This window comes from Candidatus Aquicultor sp., assembly GCF_054640775.1.
Window position 1 is genome coordinate 1 of the sequence record NZ_JBTSLF010000342.1, and the last position, 2,567, is coordinate 2,567.

3 protein-coding genes are annotated in these 2,567 nt (G+C 52.4%); all 3 read left to right on the forward strand.

The annotated features are described in order from the left end of the window. Positions 1 to 1,009, forward strand: a 1,009-nt coding sequence (locus tag ACYC56_RS15130; protein WP_461375001.1) for a site-specific integrase, incomplete at its 5' end; no start/stop codon positions are given. A gap of 129 nt (positions 1,010 to 1,138) precedes the next feature. After that, the gene (locus tag ACYC56_RS15135) at positions 1,139 to 2,005 is read left to right on the forward strand and encodes a tyrosine-type recombinase/integrase (protein WP_461375002.1); all 867 of its coding nucleotides are present in this window, start codon (positions 1,139 to 1,141) and stop codon (positions 2,003 to 2,005) included. Then, a partial coding sequence (locus tag ACYC56_RS15140) for a tyrosine-type recombinase/integrase (RefSeq protein WP_461375003.1) occupies positions 1,992 to 2,567 on the forward strand: 576 nt, incomplete at its 3' end. The genes ACYC56_RS15135 and ACYC56_RS15140, both read left to right, overlap by 14 nt.

Consider the following 2,567-nt stretch of genomic DNA (forward strand, 5'->3'; position numbering starts at 1 on the left):
AACCACCAGCAACCTCTATGTCGGACGTGGCACGGTTCGGGGCCACCTGAAACACTTGTTGTCTTACCTGGTTGACGAGGGGGTTATGAAGCTGCCCCCCCCTAAACCACTCCCGCCTCAATATCGCTGGGTACTCGAACCGTATTTGAACCATTTACGTGAGGACTGCCAACTCAACGACGCTACAATCCAGAACTATCGGGTAGCTCTGTGCAGGTTTCTCGATGGTTTGGGAGAGAGGGCTGCACGTAATGGCATGAAGGCATTGAAAGCTGATGATGTTGAAACGTACATCAAACAGCACATCAAGGAGAGTCCTGTAAATCTGAGGAGTTTAGCGTCATATCTCCGTAGCTTTCTTCGGTTCTGTGCATACAAGGGATATGTCGCCAAGGATTTTTCCGGCGTTATTCCCTCCGTCCCTGCATATCGTCTGGCATCCCTGCCTAAGGGGATGGAAGACACCGATTTGCAACGAATCCTGAATGTCATCCCCAAGGGAACCGCTGCCGGAGCAAGGGATACCGCCATCATGCTGCTTATGATGGCCTACGGCATTCGTGGCATGAGTGTGGTTGAGCTACGCCTTGAGGATATTGACTGGCAACACTCAACCATTCTGATTCGGGCAAGGAAGGGTGGCAAAGAAGTCGTGCTCCCTTTGCTGGAGGCTGTCGGTGAAGCGATGATCCAATACCTCCATCATCGCGCGGAAACACGGCTCCGAGAAGTTTTCCTCGGCGTGAAGGCTCCCTACTTCCCGCTCACCGGCCAGGACATATCCAACATCGTCCGTAAGCACATGACGAACGCTGGAGTAAAGAAACCCAAGAACGGATCGAATACATTGCGACATTCGTGGGCAATCCGGGCACTGGCAGACGATTCACCGATGAAAGCCATTGCCGATGTCTTGGGGCACCGCTGTCTGAACACTACTTTCATCTATGCCAAGGCCGACCTCAAGATGCTTCGTCAGGTAGCCATGCCATGGCCGAAAGAGAGGTGAACTATGGCGACATGCATATTCCGCAGTCCCGTTGCCTCCAGTCTCCAAGCGTTCTTGGAGATGAGATGCGCTCTCGGCCGTAAGGGCGAGAGCGACGGTAAGATTCTTTATTACCTGGATCGTTTCCTGATGTCAGAACTGAAACCAGGACGACCGATAACTGCTGATATAGCAGAGCGTTGGTTCAAGTCGATGGAGCACCTGAGTATCGGAAGCAGGCTCAATCGCATGTCGATCATGCGGCAGTTCTGCGCATATCTGAGCAATTTCGACCCGCAGACATGCATTATTCATCAGAGTTTCCTTCCACGCAGAAACCGCCCGGCACCTCATATTTATTCGCCGCAGGAAATGAATCTGATTCTGGATGCTGCCGGCAGAATAGGTCCGGAGGGCAGCCTTCGTCCCATGCTCATTACCACAATTATCGGCCTGCTCTACAGTACCGGCCTGCGCATCGGGGAAGCACTAAAGCTTCTGTTGGCAGATGTGGACATCGAAGGAGAGCTGTTGACGATTCGGAACACCAAGTTCAAGAAATCCAGATATGTTCCCCTGTCGCCATCCACCACCTGTCAGCTGGCAGACTTCCTATATCAGCGGAAAGCAGCAGGCTTTCCCACTGCTCCGACTGCGCCGGTTTTTATCAGTCCATCCGGAAAGGCATATCGGCCTGGACGGATTTGTGAAATTTTTCTGGAAATACTCAGAGATGTCGGACTGCGTGGTCCCAAAGGAGAACGTGGGCCTCGCATTCATGACTTACGTCACAGCTTTGCCGTGAACAGACTGGCCCAATGGTACCGGCAGGGAGAGAATATCAATGCCAAGCTACCGTTACTGGCAACATATCTCGGGCACTCCTCGCTCGTTGGCACCGAAACATATTTGCATGCCACAGCTGAACTTCTGGAACAGTCGAACATTCGATTCAAAAATAATTTCGCTGTTCCATACCTGAAGCGAAGCAAAGGGGGGAGTCATGGCGCAAAGTAATAACATCGGCCTCCCCATTCGTCGATTCTTTGAAGACCATCTGGTCTCCCAGCGGGGAGTGAGCCCAAACACGGTACTGTCGTACCGTGATACCTTCAAACTCTTTCTACAGTTTGCAGTGGAACGTTGCAGGAAGTCCTGCACCGATCTTACAGTTGATGATCTTTCCGACCGGTTGGTCAGGCAATTCCTGGAACACCTTGATAGCGGAAGAAAGAATGGAACTGGAACCCGTAACGTCAGGTTGGCTGCCATTCATGCCTTCTTCAGGTATCTGGCCGCCACTGATCCCCGCTACATCGCCCAATGCCAAACCATTCTTGCCGTACCGTTCAAGCGGCACGCCAGGCATGTGTTGGGATACCTGGAGAAGGAAGAAGTCCAACATATATTCAGGCACATTGATGCCCAGGAAGCGCAAGGACGGCGGGATGATGCTCTGCTGCGTCTCCTCTACAACAGTGGAGCACGGGCGCAGGAGATTGTAGATCTCAACGTCAATCATCTCCGGTTCAGTCGCCCTTACTACGTGCTGATTCATGGCAAGGGACAACGTGAGCGA